Annotated in this window: 13 protein-coding genes; 4 read left to right on the plus strand and 9 right to left on the minus strand. The window is 72.6% G+C overall.

What is annotated here, in order from left to right:
* Nucleotides 1–29: 29 nt before the first annotated feature.
* Complete coding sequence (locus tag GV126_RS05105) at nucleotides 30–1,517, minus strand: ROK family transcriptional regulator (protein WP_159663080.1); 1,488 nt, start codon at nucleotides 1,515–1,517, stop codon at nucleotides 30–32.
* Nucleotides 1,518–1,689: 172 nt separating this feature from the next.
* On the opposite strand from GV126_RS05105, the gene GV126_RS05110 reads away from it, so the two are divergent.
* Entirely contained in the window at nucleotides 1,690–2,901 is a 1,212-nt protein-coding gene (locus tag GV126_RS05110) for an MFS transporter (protein ID WP_159663082.1), read from the plus strand.
* Here the strand turns inward: GV126_RS05110 and GV126_RS05115 are convergent.
* Entirely contained in the window at nucleotides 2,861–3,319 is a 459-nt protein-coding gene (locus tag GV126_RS05115) for an acyl-CoA thioesterase (protein ID WP_159663084.1), read from the minus strand. The genes GV126_RS05110 and GV126_RS05115 overlap by 41 nt on opposite strands.
* A 144-nt stretch (nucleotides 3,320–3,463) precedes the next feature.
* Between GV126_RS05115 and GV126_RS05120 the strand changes: the two genes are divergently transcribed.
* The 3 genes from GV126_RS05120 (at nucleotide 3,464) to GV126_RS05130 (ending at nucleotide 6,940) form a co-directional block, all read left to right on the plus strand.
* Nucleotides 3,464–4,867, plus strand: a complete 1,404-nt coding sequence (locus GV126_RS05120; RefSeq protein WP_159663086.1) for a uracil-xanthine permease family protein — start codon at nucleotides 3,464–3,466, stop codon at nucleotides 4,865–4,867.
* Nucleotides 4,868–5,052: 185 nt separating this feature from the next.
* The gene (locus tag GV126_RS05125) at nucleotides 5,053–5,748 is read left to right on the plus strand and encodes a DUF5995 family protein (protein ID WP_159663088.1); all 696 of its coding nucleotides are present in this window, start codon (nucleotides 5,053–5,055) and stop codon (nucleotides 5,746–5,748) included.
* A gap of 262 nt (nucleotides 5,749–6,010) precedes the next feature.
* Nucleotides 6,011–6,940: an LLM class F420-dependent oxidoreductase gene (locus tag GV126_RS05130; protein ID WP_159663090.1), complete on the plus strand. Its 930-nt coding sequence runs from the start codon at nucleotides 6,011–6,013 to the stop codon at nucleotides 6,938–6,940.
* A gap of 22 nt (nucleotides 6,941–6,962) precedes the next feature.
* Here the strand turns inward: GV126_RS05130 and GV126_RS05135 are convergent, their stop codons facing one another.
* The 7 genes from GV126_RS05135 to rpe all read right to left on the minus strand — a co-directional run bounded on the left by GV126_RS05135 (nucleotide 6,963) and on the right by rpe (nucleotide 14,945).
* Nucleotides 6,963–8,660: a flavin monoamine oxidase family protein gene (locus GV126_RS05135; RefSeq protein ID WP_159663092.1), complete on the minus strand. Its 1,698-nt coding sequence runs from the start codon at nucleotides 8,658–8,660 to the stop codon at nucleotides 6,963–6,965.
* Nucleotides 8,661–8,836: 176 nt separating this feature from the next.
* Nucleotides 8,837–9,289, minus strand: a complete 453-nt coding sequence (locus GV126_RS05140) for an Lrp/AsnC family transcriptional regulator (protein ID WP_028423081.1) — start codon at nucleotides 9,287–9,289, stop codon at nucleotides 8,837–8,839.
* 35 nt (nucleotides 9,290–9,324) lie between these two features.
* Complete coding sequence (locus GV126_RS05145; protein WP_159663094.1) at nucleotides 9,325–10,803, minus strand: amino acid permease; 1,479 nt, start codon at nucleotides 10,801–10,803, stop codon at nucleotides 9,325–9,327.
* 323 nt (nucleotides 10,804–11,126) lie between these two features.
* Nucleotides 11,127–12,569, minus strand: coding sequence for a GuaB1 family IMP dehydrogenase-related protein (locus GV126_RS05150; RefSeq protein ID WP_185948235.1), 1,443 nt, complete (start codon nucleotides 12,567–12,569; stop codon nucleotides 11,127–11,129).
* Between the two features lie 132 nt (nucleotides 12,570–12,701).
* Nucleotides 12,702–13,034, minus strand: a complete 333-nt coding sequence (locus tag GV126_RS05155; protein WP_159663098.1) for a barstar family protein — start codon at nucleotides 13,032–13,034, stop codon at nucleotides 12,702–12,704.
* A gap of 76 nt (nucleotides 13,035–13,110) precedes the next feature.
* Nucleotides 13,111–14,094 (minus strand): sugar-binding transcriptional regulator, encoded by a 984-nt coding sequence (locus GV126_RS05160; RefSeq protein ID WP_236569886.1) that lies wholly within the window; start codon nucleotides 14,092–14,094, stop codon nucleotides 13,111–13,113.
* A gap of 164 nt (nucleotides 14,095–14,258) precedes the next feature.
* A complete protein-coding gene (rpe, locus tag GV126_RS05165) occupies nucleotides 14,259–14,945 on the minus strand; it encodes a ribulose-phosphate 3-epimerase (RefSeq protein ID WP_159663100.1) in 687 nt (228 codons plus the stop codon).
* Between the last annotated feature and the right edge of the window lie 81 nt (nucleotides 14,946–15,026).

Raw genomic sequence — 15,026 nt, forward strand, 5'->3', positions numbered from 1 at the left:
TCAGACCCTAAGAGGACTAGACCAACTGGTCAACAGGTGCGGGCCCGCGGAGAGTCGCGCATCGCGCCGGGCGGCGTGAACAAGTCCTCCTGGGCGCTGTCGCGGGCCGTGAGCAGCGCGCCGCGCAGCACGGCGGCGCCGCCGAGGGCGCCCGCCCGCACCTCGGTGCGCAGCGGGGACAGCCGCGCCACCCGCTGTTCCACCCGGGCCGCGAGCACGTCCCCGCCCGCCTGCCCGATCTCCCCGCCCAGGACCACGCACCCGGGGTCCAGGACGGCCGCGACGGAGGCGACACCGAGGGCGATCCGGTCCGCGAGCGCGTCCAGGAAGCGCCCCGCGCGAGCGACGCCGTCCGTCGCGTCCGCCGCCACAGGTTGCTCCGCCGAGTACGTCACGACAGGCACGTCGGTCGCGTCGGCCGCCATGGGCTCTTTCGCCGCATCGGCCGCCAGGGGCTCCCTCGCCTCGTGGGTCGCCTCAGCCGACTCCGGCCCGCGGCCCGCGGCTTGCGGCCCGGATTCCTCTGCCCCGCCCGCCCCCGGGATACGCGCCGCGCCCGCCGCGGGAGCGTCCGCCGGGCGCGCCGTCGCGAGGTCCACCGCGCGGCGTACGAGGGCGGCGGCGTCCGCGGCGCCGCCGGCCGACGGCTCGCCCGGTCGCCGTTCGCCCGGCCCCGGTTCGCCCAGCCCGTGGTCGGCCGCCAGGCGCACGACCGCGGCCGCCGCGGCCAGGTGGTGGAAGCCGCCGTCGCAGCCCGTGGCGGACGGCAGTCCCCCGGTGCCCGGGACCGGCAGGAAGCCGATCTCGCCGGCCCCGCCGGAGGCGCCCCGGCGCAGAGCGCCGTCCAGGACCACGGCCGCACCCGTGCCCCGGCCGAGCCACAGCAGGACGAAGGTGTCGTGCTCCCGCGCCGCCCCGTCGCGCTGCTCGGCGAGCGCGGCGAGGTTGGTCTCGTTCTCCACGATCACCCGGGCGCCGGGCAGCCGTTCCTGCAGCGCGGTCACCAGCCGGCGGTGCCACGCGGGCAGCCCGGTGGAGTCCCGCAGCTCGCCGCTGCCCGGGTCGATCAGGCCGGGCGCGCCGACCCCGACGGTGTGCAGCCGCTCGGCTCCGGCCTGCCCCACCGCCTTCTCCACCAGAGCGACGGCCTGCTCGACGGCGGGACCGGTCCCGGTGTCGGTGCCGATCGGCGCGCAGGCCCGGGCCAGCTCCCGGCCGAGCAGGTCGGCCACGGCCACGGAGACGCTGTCGGTGCGCACGTCGAGGGCGGCGAGGTGGGCGCGGTCGGCGACGATGCCGTACAGGCGCGCGTTGGGGCCGCGCCGCTGTTCTCCCGACTCCCCGACCACGGTGATCAGGCCGGCCGCCGTCAGGCGTTCGACCAGGTCGGCGACCGTCGGCCGGGACAGGCCGGTGAACTGTTTGAGTTGCCCGGCCGTGAGCGGTCCTCGCTGCTGCAGCAGGCGCAGGGCGAGCCGGTCGTTGATGGCCCGGGCGGTGCTCGGGGATGCGGGCATGCCGGGAATCCTCCCAGATCTGCGGGGCCGCGCCGTGGCGACCAGGTGCCCTATCTATCAGGCAGGGTTCCTGATAGTTTACGGCGGGTGACGGCGTGGGCACCCGCACGGTTTCGACCGGACGGGCCGCGTCGCCGCGCAGCAGACGGGACGCAGCCGGGAGGGGCGGAGAATGAGCGCAGTGGTCCATCAGCAGCGCGAGGTGCGGCGCGCCCGGTACGCCGTGGCCGCCGTCTTCGCCGTGCACGGCGCTGTGACCGGGTCGTTCGCCACACGGGTGCCGTGGATCCAGGACCACGCCTCGGTCGGCGCCGGGCAGCTCGGCCTCGCGCTGGCCTTCCCCGCGCTCGGCGCGTCCGTGGCGATGCCGCTCGCCGGCGGCGTCAGCCACCGCTTCGGCGCCCGCACGGCCCTGCGCGGTCTGCTAGCCCTGTGGACGCTCTCCCTGGCCCTGCCCTCCCTCTGCCCCAACCTGCTCACCCTGTGCCTGGCCCTGTTCGTCTACGGCGCCTCGGCGGGCATGGCGGACGTGGCGATGAACGCCCTGGGCGTGGAGGTGGAGAACCGGCTGGGCCGCTCGATCATGTCCGGTCTGCACGGCATGTGGAGCGCGGGGGCCCTCGTCGGCTCGGCGGCCGGCACGCTCGCCGCACACCTCGGCTCGGACGCCCGTCTGCACCACGCCCTGGCGGCCGGTGTCCTGACCGTGCTGGGCCTGCTCGCCTGCACCTGGGTGCTGGATCTGCAACCGGGCGCGGACGAGGAGCCGCCGCCGCGGTTCGCGCTGCCGCCGAAGTCGGCGCTGCTGATCGGCGCGATCGGGTTCTGCGCGGTGTTCGCGGAGGGCGCGAGCCTGGACTGGTCGGCGGTGTACCTGCGCGACCGGCTGGAGACGTCGGCCGGGCTCGCGGCGGCCTGCACCACGGGGTTCACGCTCACCATGGCGGTGGCCCGGATCGCGGGCGACCGCGTGGTGGACCGGTTCGGCTCGGTGCGCACGGTACGGGCGAGCGGTGTCCTGGCCGTCCTCGGCGGGCTGCTCGTGGTGGTGGCGGGCCATCCCGCGGTGGCGATGGGCGGATTCGCGCTGATGGGCCTCGGGATCGCCGTCGTCGTCCCGCTGTGCTTCGCGGCGGCCGGGCGCAGCGGCCCGAACCCGAGCCAGGCCATCGCGGGTGTGGCGACCATCACCTACACCTCGGGGCTGATCGCACCGGGCGCGATCGGCGGGCTCGCCCAGGCCGCCGGCCTGGTGGTGTCGTTCGGCCTGGTGACGCTGCTGGCGTGCGGTCTGGCCGCGTTCGCCGGGGTGCTGCGGGCCGGTGACCGGGGCCGGCCGCGGGTCAGTCCGCGCTCCGCAGCAGTTCCCGACCCGCGGCCCTGAACTCCTCGCTCCACGGCGCGGGGCGCAGGGTGTCGGCGTCCAGCCGGACCAGGACGCGGGTGCCGTGCGCGTACGTCAGCGCGCCGTCGGCGGAGCAGAAGCGGAATCCGTACGTCAGCCCGGTGGTACCGAGCCGTTCCAGCCACAGGTGGACGGCGTACTCCCCGGGCCGGGTGACCGGCGCCTCGTAGGTGATCCGCAGCTCCTTGACCGCGTTGCAGGCGTCCCCGGCCGCCGCCCAGTCGCCCTCGTAGCGCAGGCCGCGCTCCTGCCACAGCCGGGACCAGGCCCGCTCCACGAGCAGCGGGTACCGCGCGTTGTGCAGCAGCCCGAGCGCGTCCAGGTCGTCGAAGTGGACGGTGACGGGGATCAGCCGGCCGTACGACAGGGCGGGGGCGACGGGTGCTTCGGTGGTCACAAAGGCTCCTGGACGTGCTGGTGGGAGGGTGGTACGCGGCCATCCTAAGCAGCCGCTCAGCATGCGGCCGGACGGAGCACTGCCGAAGACCCCCGACAATGGTTTTCGGACAGTCTTCCGAACCACAGAAAGCGAAACCCCACCATGGACCTCGGCGTGCGCTGGAAACTGCACGGTGACGGGCGCACGCCCGCGCCCGGTGCGGTGGTACGGCCCGACGAACGGCTCTCCTGGCCCCGCACGGTCGGGCTCGGCGCCCAGCACGTCGTGGCCATGTTCGGCGCCTCCTTCGTGGCCCCGGTGCTCATGGGTCTCGACCCCAACCTCGCGATCATGATGTCGGGCGTCGCGACCGTGCTGTTCCTGCTGGCCACCCGCGGCCGGGTGCCGAGCTACCTGGGGTGCTCGCTGTCCTTCGTGGGGGTCGCGGCGGTCATCCGGGCGCAGGGCGGCACGAGCGCCACCGTGACCGGCGCGGTCTTCGCCGTCGGCGTGGTGCTGTTCCTCGTCGGTCTCGCCGTGCAGCGCTTCGGGGCGCGGATCATCCACGCCGCGATGCCGCCGATCGTCACCGGCGCGGTGGTGATGCTGATCGGCTTCAACCTCGCCCCGGTGACCGCCTCCACCTACTGGCCGCAGGACCAGTGGACGGCCCTGCTGGTGATGCTGTTCACCGGGCTGGCCGTGGTCTGCCTGCGCGGCTTCTGGTCCCGTATCGCGATCTTCCTGGGCCTGGTCTTCGGCTACGGCATCTCCTGGGTCTTCGACCGGGTCTTCGGCAAGATCCACTCGGTGGACGGCAGCGGCAAGCTCACCGACCACTGGCGCCTGGACCTGTCCGGCGTCTCCAAGGCCGACTGGATCGGACTGCCGTCCTTCCACGGGCCCTCCTTCCACTGGTCGGCGATCCTCGTGGCGCTGCCCGTGGTGATCGCGCTGGTCGCGGAGAACGCCGGGCACGTCAAGGCGGTCGGCGAGATGACCGGCGACCCGCTCGACGACAAGCTGGGCACCGCGATCTCGGCGGACGGCGTGGCCTCCATGCTGTCCACGGCCGTGGGCGGCCCGCCCAACACCACGTACTCCGAGAACATCGGCGTGATGGCCGCCACCCGGGTCTACTCCACCGCCGCGTACTGGGCGGCCGCCTGCTTCGCGCTGCTGTTCGGCGTCTGCCCGAAGTTCGGCGCCGTCGTGGCGGCGATCCCCGGCGGGGTCCTCGGCGGCATCACCGTCATCCTGTACGGCATGATCGGCCTGCTCGGCGCGCAGATCTGGATCAACGCCAAGGTCGACCTGCGCAACCCGCTGAACCTGGTGCCGGCCGCGGCGGGCATCATCATCGGCGTCGGCAACGTCAGCCTGAAGTTCACCGGCACCTTCTCGCTCAGCGGCATCGCGCTGGGCACCCTCGTCGTGATCACCGGCTACCACGCGCTGCGCGCCTTCGCGCCCGCGCACCTGAAGCAGCAGCAGCCGCTGCTGGACGAGGGCACCTCGTCGTACGACGCGGCCGGCCAGGCCGGCCCCCAGCGGGCCGAGTCCTAGCCGCGATCCCCAGCGGGCCGAGTCGTAGACCCTGCCTCCAGCAGGCCCAGTCGTAGCCCCGGCCGTAACCGCCGTAACCCCGGCGCCCGCCCCACCCGCTCCGCGACACGCGCACATTCCCCCGTTCTGGGGAAGTGCGAGGCCGGTCGGCGCCGGTCGCGGGCCGGGGCTGGGACCCTGCCCGCATGGGGCAATCGGCACAACTCACCCGTCGCCCGGACACAGTGGACGCGGTGGTCGCCCGGATGCGCGACCTGGCCGCCGCACTGCCGGAGCGGGACGGGATCGCGGTGTTCAACCGGGTCTACCTCGCCGTCACCGAGGAGGTGGCGCGGCGTCTGACGGCGGGGCGGTTCACCGATCCGCCGGCCACCGCGACCCTGGACGTGCGGTTCGCCGAGCGGTACCTGACCGCCGTGGACGCGGCGGCCGACGGGCGGCGCGTGCCCGCCTGCTGGCGGCCGCTGATCCAGTTCCGCCGGCATCCGGGGATCCGTCCGCTGCAGTTCGCGCTCGCCGGGGTGAACGCGCACATCGGCCACGACCTGGCGCTCGCCGTCGTGGACGCGTGCCGCACGCTGGAGTGCGAACCGGCCGATCTGGAGAGCGACTTCGAGCGCGTCGGCGACCTGCTCGTCGCCCTGGAGGAACGGGTCCGCGAGGACCTGATGCCCGGCCCCGACCTGCTGCAGATCGCCGACCCGCTCACCCATCTGCTGGGCGCGTGGAGCCTGGAGCAGGCCCGCGAGGCCGCCTGGTCGGCCGCCCGGGCGCTGTGGGCGCTGCGCCGGCTGCCCGAGGTGGCCGAGGAGTTCACCCAGCGGCTGGACGCGGCGGTCGGCTTCGCCGGGCGCATGATGCTGACCCCGCTGCCGGACTGACCGGACGGGCGGACCCGGCCGTACCGGCAGGGAACCCGCCCCCGCCCGGCCGACCGGGGAAACGCGCCGCCGCCGGCCCGGTCCGGCCCTCACGGAGCGTCCGCCGGTCCGGGCGTCCGGGTCCGACCGTGCGGGCGTCCAGGCATCCGGGCGTCCGGGGAACACCCGCGCGATTCAGCCACGACACCGCGTACTGCGGGGAACTCCGACGCGATCACTGTACGTTGCTCGGTGGACACGGTTGATCACGAAGGAGGACACCATGGCGACCCGGCTGGGCCTCGGCCTCCCCCAGAACCACCAGTACGACCTGGGCAGGGACGTGCCCGAGGTGGCCCGCACCGCGGAGCGCATCGGCTACGACAGCGTGTGGGTGTACGAGCGGGCCCTGTTCCCCGAGCCCGCCACCCAGGGGCTGTACGGCATCGAGGGCTTGCCCTGGCCGGACTCCTACCGGCACGTGGCCGACCCGCTGGTCACGCTCGCCCTGGCCGCCGCGGCCACCGAACGGGTCCGGCTGGGCAGCAGTGTGCTGGTGGCGCCGCTGCACCTGCCGTTCCAGCTCGCCAAGACCCTCGCCTCGCTGGACGCGGCCAGCGGCGGCCGGGTGATCGCCGGCTTCGGCACCGGCTGGTCCCTGGACGAGTACGCGGCCAGCGGCATCCGGCCGATCAAGGAGCGCGGGCAGGTGCTCGACGAGGTGATCGACGTGTGCCGGGCGGTCTGGGGCCCGGACCCCGTGCGCTACCACGGGCGGATCACGGAGATCGACTCGGCCGCGATCGGCCCCAAGCCGGCCCGGCCCATCCCGATCCTGCTGGCCGCCGGCTCCCGCAAGGCGCGCGAACGGCTCGTGGAGCACGCCGACGGCTGGCTGCCCGTCGGCATGGGCGTGGAGCAGATCGCCTCCCAGTGGGACGCGCTGCGGGACCTGGCCGCCGAGCGCGGACGGCAGCAGCCGATCCAGACGGTGCTCCGAGCGAACACGCGTTACACGGCCAAGGGCCACCAGGGAGAGGGCCGTCAGCCCTTCCACGGCAGCGCCGACCAGATCGTCGAGGACCTGCTCGCCCACGCGGCCATCGGCATGGAGGAGATCCTGATCGACCTGCAGAGCAGCGTCCGGGACGCCGAGGAGCTGAAGGACGTCGCCGCGGAGGTGTACGAGAAGGCGCGGGCGGCCGGGCTCTGACCGCCCGCACCGGGTCTTCGGCTCAGTCCTCGGGCAGCTCGACGGGCGCGATCTCGTCGTAGACGTCGCCCGGGCCGGGGTTGGAGGGGTCGGTCCGGCCACCGAAGTGGTGCATGACGCCCCAGACCGCGTTCAGCGCGGTCTGAACGGCGCCCTCGGCCCAGCCGGCCGTCCAGGAGATGTCGTCGCCGGCCAGGAAGATGCCGCGCTTGTCCTCGGGCAGGCGCTCCTGCATGAAGTGGGTGAACAGGCGCCGCTGGTAGCGGTAGTGGCCGGGCAGGTTGGCCTTGAACGCGCCCATGAAGTAGGGCTCGTTCTCCCAGGAGACCGTCACCGGGTTGCCGATGATGTGCTTCCTGATGTCGACCTTCGGATAGATCTCCGACAGCGACTTCAGCATGACCTCCATCCGCTCGTTCGCGGACAGCGGCAGCCACTTCAGGCTGTCGTCGCACCAGGTGTAGGACAGGCAGATGACGGCGGGCCTGTCCGGCCCGTTGTCGAGCAGGTAGGTGCCGCGGGTCATCCGGTCGGTGAGCGTCATCGACATCACGTCCCGGCCGGTCTCCTCGTCCTTGTCCAGCCAGAACGGCCGGTCCACGGGCACGAAGAGCTTGGAGGACTCCATGTAGTGGGTCCGCTCGATCGCGGTCCAGTGGTCGATCGGGAACAGCTCGTCGTCGCACTGGATCTTGGACAGCAGCATCCAGGACTGGGCGGTGAACACGGCCGCCCGGTAGGTGCGGATGTCGCCGTTGGCGTCGGTGACGGTGATCCGGTTGCCCGCGCTGCGGTGCAGGCGGGTCACGGCCGGGCGCGGCTCGCCGTTGACGTGCAGGGACTTCAGCGAGGTGCCGTACGGCCAGTGGACGATCTTCTCCGGCTCGCGCTCCCACAGGCGCAGCGGCAGCTGCTGGGAGCCGCCGACGATGCCGCGGTGGTGGTCGTCGGCCTCGGTGTAGACGACGCGCAGGATCTCCAGGATGGAGTTGGGGAAGTCGGTGTCCCAGCCGCCGGTGCCGAAACCGACCTGGCCGAAGATCTCGCGGTGCCGGAAGGACTTGAACGCCTCGGAGTCGCAGAGGAACCCGTAGAAGGTCTGGTTGTCGAGCTTCTCGACCAGCTTGGACCAGATCTCGCGGATGCGCTGGACGTCCCGGTGCCGGATGGCCCGGTTCATGTCGGAGAAGTCGGCGCCCTCCTCCAGGCACCGGTTCCAGGCCTCGGCGACGTCCCGGTAGACCTGCGGCAGGTCGTCGATGGTCTTCGCGTAGTGCGACTCGCCCTTGAGATCGACGACGGTGGAGGGGGTGGCCTCGGCCAGCGGGTTGGGGAACGGCTTGGTCTCCAGGCCGACCAGGTCGATGTAGTGCTGCAGGGCGGTGGAGGACGGCGGGAAGCGCATCGCGCCCATCTCCGCGGTCAGCGCGTCGTCGCAGCCCTCGAAGCCGACGGTGCGCAGCCGCCCGCCGATCCGGTCCGCCTCGTAGACGACGGGCTTGAGGCCCATCTTCATCAGCTCGTAGGCGGCCACGATGCCCGACAGGCCACCGCCGATGATCGCCACCTCGGTGCCGTGCTCGGTGGCGGGTACCTGGCCGAGGCCCGCCGGGTGGGCGAGGAAGTCGTCGTACGCGTACGGGAAGTCCGGGCCGAACATGGTGATCGGCGGCTGCTGCTCGTCTGCGTGCTCGACGGCGTTGGGCACCGTGGACGTCATGGGGTGCGGACTCCTTGCACGAAAGAACGGAGGGGTTCGGGGAGCGGTGGGGAGCGCGGACGGACGGGGGGGGGGGGGCCGGTGCGGCGGCGGGTGGTCGGGTCCGGGGACACAAGTGTGCCCCCGGCCCCCTCCAGGGGGCGCAGGGGCACTGTGCGGCAGGCAGGGCTCGTGCCCTAGGTCGGCGAGCCCGAGGAGAAGCGGCGCAGCAGTGGGGAGAGGACCAGGACGGACTTCGTCCGCTCCACGAACGGCTCGCCGGCGATGCGTTCCAGGACGCGTTCGAAGTGGCGCATGTCCGCGGCGAAGACCTGGGCGATCGCGTCCGCGTCACCGGTGACGGTGGACGCGGACACGACCTCCTGGTAGCGCTCCAGGCCCCGCTGGATGGTCTCCGGCGAGGTGTTGCGCCGGCAGTAGATCTCGACGTACCCCTCGGTCGCCCAGCCGAGCGCGGTGGGGTCCACGCGGACGGTGAAACCGGTGATGGCTCCGGTGGCGCGCAGCCGGTCCACGCGCCGCTTCACGGCGGGCGCGGAGAGGCCGACGAGCTGCCCGATGTCCGCGTAGGAGCGGCGGGCGTCCTCGGCGAGGGCGTGCACGATGCGTTCGTCGAGATCGTTCAGCACGGGGTGTGGGTCACTTCTTCGGGCTCGGGCGGGTACTACTTCTGCGCCGTCGCGGGGCTCGGCGGAGCCGCGAGACGGGAACGGCGGTAGCCGTATACGAAGTAGAACACGAGCCCGACGGCCATCCAGACCCCGAAGACCACCCAGGTGACCGTGGACAGGCTGCCCATCATCCAGATGCAGAAGAAGAAGCCCAGCGCGGGCAGGACGGGCGACAGCGGCACCCGGAAGGTGCGGTGCATCGTCGGGCGGGTCCGGCGCAGCACCACGACGGCCACGTTGACCAGCGCGAACGCGAACAGGGTGCCGATGCTGGTGGCGTCGGCGAGCTGGCCCAGCGGGATCGCGGCGGCCAGCACACCGCAGAACAGGGAGACGATCAGCGTGTTGGCGCGGGGCGCCCCGCTCTTCGGGTGGACCTTGGAGAACACCTTGGGCACGAGGCCGTCGCGGGACATCGCGAACAGGATGCGGGTCTGGCCGTACAGCACGGTCAGCACGACGCTGGCGATGGCGATGACCGCGCAGAAGGCCAGCAGGGTGCCCCAGAAGCTCTGACCGGTGACCTCGCGCATGATCTGGGCGAGGGCCGCCTCGGAGTCGTTGAACTGCCGCCAGGGCTTGGCACCCACGGCGACGGCGGCGACGAGCACGTACAGGGCGGTGACGATCACCAGCGACAGCATGATCGCGCGGGGCAGGTCGCGCTGCGCGTCCTTCGCCTCCTCGCCGGCGGTGGAGGCGGCGTCGAAGCCGATGTAGGAGAAGAACAGCGTCGCGCCCGCCGCGCTGACACCGCTCATGCCCAGCGGCATGAAGTGGGAGTAGTTGCCGGAGCGGAAGCCCTGCACGCCGATCGCGCAGAACATCACCAGCGCGGCGATCTTCACACAGACCATGATCGTGTTGGCGCGGGCGGACTCCTTGGCGCCGCCCAGCAGGAAGACCATCGCCAGCAGCACGACGATCAGCGCCGGCAGGTTGAACACGCCGCCGTCGCCGGGCGGCGCCGACAGCGCGGTCGGGAGGGTGACGCCGATGGTGCCCTTCAGCAGTTCGTTGAGGTACTCGCCCCAGCCGACGGCCACGGCGGCCACCGACACGCCGTACTCCAGGATCAGGCACCAGCCGCACACCCAGGCGATCAGCTCGCCCATCGTTGCGTATGCGTACGAGTAGGAGGAGCCGGAGACCGGGATGGTGCCGGCCAGCTCGGCGTAGGACAGGGCCGAGAACAGGGCCGTCAGGCCGGCTATCACGAACGACAGCGTGACGGCGGGACCGGCCTTGGGGACGGCCTCGCCGAGCACCACGAAGATGCCGGTGCCCAGGGTGGCGCCGATGCTGATCATGGTGAGCTGCCACAGACCCAGGGAGCGGCGCAGTGAGCCGCCTTCGCCCTGGCCACCCTCGGCGACCAGGCGTTCCACGGGCTTGCGACGCATCAGGCGCGCCCCGGCGGAGAGGGGGACGGTGGTTCTGCTGTGCTGCGGGGGTGCGCCCTGGTCGAGCACGCGCGGCTCCTTGTCGCTGGGGTGGTGGGGGCGGCGGGGACCGGTGGCACCCCGTCCCCGGGGACCACCGAGCGGGGTCCCCGCCACGCCGTGTACTGCGCAGACCTTACGAGGCCGTGCTTCACGAGCGTAACGCAGCAACCTTGCGTGCTGCCGCACGATCATTGCGTTCTGGCGGGCTGCGCGGATCTTCGTTGCGCGGGAGGTTCAGACCATTGCACGGTGCACGGGCGATGTGTCCCGGTGTGCGGGCATGCGTACGGCCCCTGTCCTCCCGGGGGACGGGCGGACAGGGGCCGTACGAACGGGAACAGGGGCCGGGATCAGGTCCAGCTGGCGTGCAGCGGCTTGCCCTCGGCGTACCCGGCCGCGCTCTGGATGCCGACGATGGCCTTGTCGGCGAACTCCTCCAGGGTGGCGGCACCGGCGTAGGTGCACGAGGAGCGGACGCCCGCGATGATCGAGTCGATCAGGTCCTCCACGCCCGGGCGGGCCGGGTCGAGGAACATGCGGGAGGTGGAGATGCCCTCCTCGAACAGCGCCTTGCGGGCGCGGTCGTACGACGACTCCTCCGAGGTGCGGTTGCGCACGGCACGCGCGGAGGCCATGCCGAAGGACTCCTTGTACAGGCGGCCGTTGGCGTCCTGCTGGAGGTCGCCCGGCGACTCGTAGGTGCCCGCGAACCAGGAGCCGATCATCACGTTGGACGCGCCCGCCGCGAGGGCCATGGCCACGTCGCGGGGGTGACGGACGCCACCGTCGGCCCACACGTGCTTGCCGTACTTCTTCGCCTCGGCGGCGCACTCCAGCACGGCGGAGAACTGCGGCCGGCCCACGCCGGTCATCATGCGGGTGGTGCACATGGCGCCGGGGCCGACACCGACCTTGATGATGTCCGCGCCCGCCTCGATGAGATCCCTCACACCCTCGGCGGAGACGATGTTGCCGGCGACGATCGGCACCTGCGGGTCGAGGTCGCGGACCAGCTTGATGGCGCCGATCATCGACTCCTGGTGGCCGTGCGCGGTGTCGATGACGAGCGTGTCCACGCCCGCGTCCAGCAGCTGCTCGGCCTTGCCGGCCACGTCGCCGTTGATGCCCACGGCGGCGGCGACGCGCAGCTTGCCGGCGGCGTCGGTGGCCGGGGTGTACAGGGTGGCGCGCAGGGCGCCCTTGCGGGTGAGGATGCCGGCCAGGCGGCCGTCCTTGTCGACGGCGGGCGCGTAACGTCGGTTGGCGGCGTCGAGGGTGTTGAAGGCCTCGCGCGGGTCGATGTCCGCGTCGAGCAGCAGCAGGTCCTTGGACATGACCACTTCGAGCTGGGTGAAGCGGTCCACGCCGGTCAGGTCCTGGTCGGTGACGACGCCCAGGGGCCGGCGGTCGCCGTCGACGACCACGCCGGCGTTGTGCGCGCGCTTGGGCAGCAGGGAGAGGGCGTCGGCGACCGTCTGGTGCGGGGCCAGCACGATCGGGGTGTCCAGCACGAGGTGACGGCTCTTGACCCAGGAGATGACGTCGGTGACGACGTCGATCGGGATGTCCTGGGGGATGACCACGAGGCCGCCGCGGCGGGCCACGGTCTCGGCCATGCGGCGGCCGGCGATGGCGGTCATGTTGGCGACGACGATCGGGATGGTGGTGCCCGTGCCGTCCGGGGAGCTGAGGTCCACGCCCTGACGCGAGCCGACCGCGCTGCGGCTCGGCACCATGAAGACGTCGTCGTACGTCAGGTCGTACGGGGGCTGGAGGTCGTTGAGGAAACGCACGTGCTGCACATCCCAGTCGATCAAAGGTGGCCCCCCGACAGGACAGCCAGGGGGAAAGAGCACGTACTTCATTGTCCCATGCCGGACGGCGCCGCATGCCCTGTCGCAACGTCCAGGCTGGTCAGCCGGTGTCTAGGAGGAACCTCCAAGGAGCAGGGCGACGGCGATGGCCCGGGTGCGCTCCGCGGCCTGGGCGAACACCTCCTGGGCGATCCGCCACTCCTCGGGGTCGGCCTCGGCGTACCCCCGCCAGCCCCGTACGACGAGCAGCAGTCCGCGCTCGGCGGCCGCCGCGGGCCACACCGTGCGGTCGCCGAGGCAGTCGGCGAGCGCGTCCCAGTTGCGGCCGAACCAGTCGGGCAGCCGCAGCGCGCGGGCGGCGCGGTCCATGAGGGCGGCCTTGTCCGTGACACCGTCGAGGTCCAGGGTCACCAGGAGCCTGTCCGCGAGGTCTTCCTCGCTCATCTCGGCACCGCCTCCGCTCGTGCCTCGGGGGCGCCCCGGGTGCGGGCGCCCCCCTGCCGGGGTCCGTCGGGACCGGTCAGCACCCGTCGGGGTCCGCCCGGTTCAGCGCGGGCTTCGGAATGGGTCCGGCCGTCATCAGGTAGTCGGCGGCCGAGGTGTCCGTGACCAGGCTGGTGACCAGGCCGGAGCGCAGCACCGCGTCGATCGCCGGCGCCTTGCGCTGCCCGCCCGCGATCGCCACCACCTCCGGGATACGGCGCAGCTGGTCGGCCTTGACCGTGATGCACCGCTCCCCCAGGTCCCGCCCGATGCGGCGGCCCTCGGCGTCGAAGAGGTGCGCGGACATCTCGGCCGCCACGCCCAGCGAGGCGTAGTGGGCGCGCTCGTCGTCGCTGAGCATGTCGTGCACGGTGGAGATGCCCGGCTCCCAGGAGCCGATGGACACGCAGGCCACCGTGACCTTGTCGAAGTACTCGAAGGCGCGGGCGATCCCGGTCTGGTTGCGCAGTGCCGCGGCGGTGGCCGCGTCCGGCAGCAGCATGGGCGCGTAGATGGGGTGCGCGTCGCCGCCGGAGACCTGGGCGGCGCGGCGGACCGCCTCCACCGAGCCGCGCTCGGCCGTCCCGGCGTCGTACACGCCCGTCAGCTGCACGACCGTGCACGGCGGCAGCCGGTCGAGCGCCGCCGCCATGTGGATGGTGGACCGGCCCCAGGCCAGCCCGAGCACGTCCCCTTCGTTCACGAGTTCGCCGAGCAGGTCGGCGGCGACTTCGCCGAGGTTCTCCGGGTCGGGGGTCTCCTCGGCGTCGGCCGGGGACTCGACGACGACGGCGTGCCTGAGGCCGTAGCGGGCGCGCAGCGCGTCGGAGCGCTCGGCGTCCAGCTCGGCCGGCACACGGATCTCGATGCGTACGAGGTCCCGTTCGAGAGCGGTCTCCAGGACCCGGGCCACCTTGAACCGGCTGACCCCGAACTCCTCGGCGATCTGGATCTTGGACTTGCCCTCGAGGTAGAAACGGCGGGCCATGGCCGCCGCCTGAACCAGCTCAGCGGGTCCCATCCGCACTGCTGACCGGCCCGCTGACATACCCGACACGGCGCTCTCCTCCCTGCACTGCTGTTCACACTCTGGATTCGCCGTTCATCCTTGCAGATCCGGCGCACTCGATCAGCCCTGAAGGGAGCCGTTCACGTAGCTGATGCCCAGGGTCCGCCGGGCGGACCCTAATGGGTGCAGGCCCAGGACGCCTGGGCGGTGGCCGTCTCGGCGCTCTGACGCAGCGCGCGGACCGCCTCGGCCGGGTCGTCCGCCCCGTAGACGGCCGAGCCGGCGACGAAGACGTCCGCGCCGGCCTCGGCGCAGCGCTCGATGGTGGAGGCGGAGACGCCGCCGTCGACCTGGAGCCACAGGTTCAGGCCGTGCTTGCCGATCAGCTCCCGGGTGCGGCGGATCTTGGGCAGCATGATGTCGAGGAACGCCTGGCCGCCGAAGCCGGGCTCGACCGTCATGATCAGGACCATGTCCAGCTCCGGGAGCAGGTCCTCGTAGGGCTCGATGGGCGTGGCGGGCTTGAGCGCCATGGAGGCCCTCGCGCCCCTGGCGCGGATCTCGCGGGCCAGCCGGACCGGGGCGGCGGCGGCCTCGACGTGGAAGGTGACCGAGGAGGCGCCCGCCTCGACGTACTGCGGGGCCCAGCGGTCGGGGTCCTCGATCATGAGGTGGCAGTCCAGCGGGGTGTCCGTGGCCCGGGCCAGGGACTCCACGACGGGCACGCCGAGCGTGAGGTTGGGGACGAAGTGGTTGTCCATCACGTCGACGTGGAGCCAGTCGGCGCCTTCGACCGCCTTCGCCTCCTCGGCGAGGCGGGCGAAGCCCGCGGACGGGAGGCGGGGGTTGATCTGCACGGCCATGCTCCCAAGCCTGCCATGCCGCCGTGCCCGGCCGGAACGCGGTCCGGCGGTGCGCGGGAGGCCTGCGGGCGACGGGCCCGC

The organism is Streptomyces mexicanus, assembly GCF_902506575.1.
GTDB lineage: Bacteria > Actinomycetota > Actinomycetes > Streptomycetales > Streptomycetaceae > Streptomyces > Streptomyces mexicanus.